Source organism: Citrobacter sp. Res13-Sevr-PEB04-36, from assembly GCF_015672735.1.
In the GTDB taxonomy this organism is placed as follows: domain Bacteria; phylum Pseudomonadota; class Gammaproteobacteria; order Enterobacterales; family Enterobacteriaceae; genus Citrobacter.
Window position 1 is genome coordinate 1 of sequence record NZ_JADABY010000027.1, and the last position, 2111, is coordinate 2111.

Below are 2111 nucleotides of genomic sequence, written 5' to 3' on the forward strand. Positions count from 1 at the left end.
CAATCACTGGAGAATGTTATCTGTGGCGATGACATCAAACAATGATTTTATGATAATGAAATATTAATCATGGAGACTGTCGTGAAAAAAATAATAATTATCGTGGCAATATTATTGTCAGGTTGCGCAAAGGTTAGTGATTATCAGGATAGTTGTGAGCAGAGATATAAAAAATTAAGTGATGTAGCAAATTGCTTGGATATCAGCGTAAAAAACGATTCACGCATGGCTTCAGCATCAACACCCAAACTTTATGTGCTTGCTGCAAAAATGCTTGGGCAAGGCGTAGATAATGGTCAGATAACTGATGCACAAGCAAGGGTTCAACTTCAAAGTCTCTATGTGCAGATGCAAAACTCTGAGCGTGCTCAGCAGATAGCGCAAAGCCAAGCTTTTCAGCAAGCTCTGTTGAACTATCAAGCTGTAAACACCATGCAGGCCATAGAGCAAAAAGCACGTCAGCCAGTTCTTACTCAGCCTTACCCAACGCGAGTAGATACATATACAAACTGCAATTCAGGCTTCGGAAATACTGTTACATGTAACAGTAGTAGCAATATACGGTAGCCATCCTTGGCTATTTGTCATTGCTGCTGATCGTTGTCGTACTTGCCAATGAAGTAGAGCATGCTCATTCTTGAAATGGTGCGTTTTGCATCATCATGAAGCGATTCATAAAATGAACGCCACTCCCCCGATCTCCTGATGGCGCTATCTACCACATGGTCTGGTGCCTTAGCCTTCGCCATTCGGGCGGCGCGTTGAAACTCAGGTGAGCTTATCAACCTCTCCGCAGCATCAGCTGATTGACCACCTCCGGCAGCCCTGACCTTGGTTGTTCGTGCATACGAAAGAAGGCATCCGGCCTGATGGTTCAAAGACGCCGACTGTCAGAAAGATGCGCGTCGATGATCAGCGGGCATGGAATGCAGCTTGCCGCCGGGCTGGAATTGAGGATTTCCGTTTCCACGACCTGAGACACACGTGGGCCAGTTGGCTAATTCAGTCCGGAGTTCAGCTTTCTGTTTTGCAGGAAATGGGAGGATGGGAGAGCATCGAGATGGTGCGTCGATACGCTCACCTTGCGCCGAACCATTTAACGGAACACGCGAAGCAAATTGACTCAATTTTCAGTGATGATGTCCCAAGTATGTCCCATCTGGAAAATAAGGAACTTGCAGAAAATGGTTAACTTACTGAAATATAATGGTACGCCCTGTAGGATTCGAACCTACGACCTACGGCTTAGAAGGCCGTTGCTCTATCCAACTGAGCTAAGGGCGCATTGCGAAGTGAAGACTTCATGCGGATGAAACGCGTGAATTATACGGTCAGCGCCTGCTGAGTCAATGCCTTTTATTCTGGTTGCTCGCGAAGTGTACGAATGTCGTTATTTTCTGCTCGTACACAGGTATCCAGGAAATCACCTGGTAACAACTCAGGCAGCGTAAAGCCCGGTTTAAGGTTAAATGTATTTAGAAAATCAATGATTTTGCTTAACATTCTCCTTCTCCCTTCCCTGCGGTTTAGGATCTCTTCAATGCTAAGTATCGCCATCAAAGAAGAAAATAGTCACTTCGAACATGGACTGAAAATCATTATTACTCGCCTGGCGAGTCAGTGGCGCCAGGAGATTTGCTTCTTGCCTGTCGACGATATTGATCGTGCAGACATCGCCTTTTTGTCGTTAAATGAAGATTGGTTCAGCGCTGGCTGTTATGAAATTCCCATCCACACCAGGCACCAGCATCGGGTCATTATTTGCAGTAGATGCGATAAAGATAAGCTGATGTTCAGGCCCTGTCTGTACATGTTGCCACTCATTTACCGCGAAGATGATGTCGAAGAGATCGGCAAAAAAATGGTGCTTATTTTGCAAAAGCGCGCACTCCGTTCCAGCGTCCCAGCCACAATTTGTCACTATTGCACCACCCGCAACTTTTCCATTCCTGAGCGTCAGTTTTTAATGTTCCTCGCCAGCGGATACACCGTTACCGAAACAGCACATCTTCTTGAACTCAGTGAGGTTCAGGCGAAGGCAACGCGTCGCAGTATTATGAGGAAATTGCATGTAAAAAATGAGCAACAATTCTTAAGATACATCAGGGTTA

General features: G+C 45.6%; 3 protein-coding genes, 1 tRNA gene and 1 pseudogene. 3 read left to right on the forward strand and 2 right to left on the reverse strand.

Annotated elements, in window-relative coordinates; translation table 11 throughout:
• Nucleotides 1-81 precede the first annotated feature (81 nt).
• Complete coding sequence (locus IMQ48_RS07820; RefSeq protein WP_196208575.1) at nucleotides 82-567, forward strand: hypothetical protein; 486 nt, start codon at nucleotides 82-84, stop codon at nucleotides 565-567.
• A 265-nt stretch (nucleotides 568-832) separates the two neighbouring features.
• Nucleotides 833-1192, forward strand: a pseudogene (locus IMQ48_RS07825) (site-specific integrase); the annotation flags it as partial.
• A gap of 15 nt (nucleotides 1193-1207) precedes the next feature.
• On the opposite strand, the gene IMQ48_RS07830 reads toward IMQ48_RS07825, so the two are convergent.
• Both IMQ48_RS07830 and IMQ48_RS07835 read right to left on the reverse strand, forming a co-directional pair.
• Nucleotides 1208-1284, reverse strand: a tRNA-Arg gene (locus IMQ48_RS07830).
• Nucleotides 1285-1356: 72 nt separating this feature from the next.
• On the reverse strand, nucleotides 1357-1503 hold the full coding sequence (locus IMQ48_RS07835; RefSeq protein ID WP_196208576.1) for a hypothetical protein: 147 nt from the start codon (nucleotides 1501-1503) through the stop codon (nucleotides 1357-1359).
• 37 nt (nucleotides 1504-1540) lie between these two features.
• Between IMQ48_RS07835 and fimW the strand changes: the two genes are divergently transcribed.
• Nucleotides 1541-2111: fimbria biosynthesis transcriptional regulator FimW (gene fimW / locus IMQ48_RS07840; RefSeq protein WP_196208577.1), on the forward strand; the 571-nt coding region annotated here is incomplete at its 3' end.

Coding starts and splice junctions, on each gene's coding strand:
- IMQ48_RS07835 (WP_196208576.1), bottom strand. CDS start 1,503: ATGTTAAGCAAAATCATTGATTTTCTAAATACATTTAACCTTAAACCG.